The sequence below is a fragment of the Lysinibacillus sp. GbtcB16 genome, from assembly GCF_019091145.1.
GTDB classification, from domain to species: domain Bacteria; phylum Bacillota; class Bacilli; order Bacillales_A; family Planococcaceae; genus Lysinibacillus; species Lysinibacillus fusiformis.
The window spans coordinates 1-693 of sequence record NZ_JAGXJV010000088.1; the positions used below are offsets into that span (position 1 = coordinate 1).

Below are 693 nucleotides of genomic sequence, written 5' to 3' on the forward strand. Positions count from 1 at the left end.
CAGGTACTTAGATGTTTCAGTTCCCTGGGTCTGCCTTCAAGACGCTATGTATTCACGTCAAGATACTACGCGATTAAACGTAGTGGGTTCCCCCATTCGGAAATCTCCGGATCAAAGCTCACTTACAGCTCCCCGAAGCATATCGGTGTTAGTGCCGTCCTTCTTCGGCTCCTAGTGCCAAGGCATTCGCCGTGCGCCCTTAATAACTTAACCTATCAGCTTCCAATACACATCACATTTCGTTGTCAGCTTCACTCGTTCAATCAGTCACGTACTAAAGTACGCTCCATCATTTACTCGATTGCTTCCTAGAACTGTTCGTGTCTTGAAACCTTTTAATGTTATTAAGCCTATAAAAAAACTTAAAAAATAAATGTGTTTGTTACTATTTCAATGTCGTTTTATCCAGTTTTCAAAGAACAAGTTTGGTGGAGCCTAGCGGGATCGAACCGCTGACCTCCTGCGTGCAAGGCAGGCGCTCTCCCAGCTGAGCTAAGGCCCCAAGAGGTATATATGGTGGGCCTAAATGGACTCGAACCATCGACCTCACGCTTATCAGGCGTGCGCTCTAACCAGCTGAGCTATAGGCCCTCTTGGAAGTTTTATATTATTAATAAACCTTCAAAACTGAACGCAAAACGTAATCTTACAAACCCAAGGTTTGTATTCCGAAAATATCCTTAGAAAGGAGGT

At 44.3% G+C, this 693-nt stretch carries 2 tRNA genes and 1 rRNA gene; all 3 read right to left on the minus strand.

What is annotated here, in order from left to right:
* Window positions 1-213, minus strand: a 23S ribosomal RNA gene (locus KVT27_RS23420); the annotation flags it as partial.
* A gap of 213 nt (window positions 214-426) precedes the next feature.
* Window positions 427-502, minus strand: a tRNA-Ala gene (locus tag KVT27_RS23425).
* A 12-nt stretch (window positions 503-514) separates the two neighbouring features.
* Window positions 515-591, minus strand: a tRNA-Ile gene (locus KVT27_RS23430).
* Window positions 592-693: the final 102 nt, after the last annotated feature.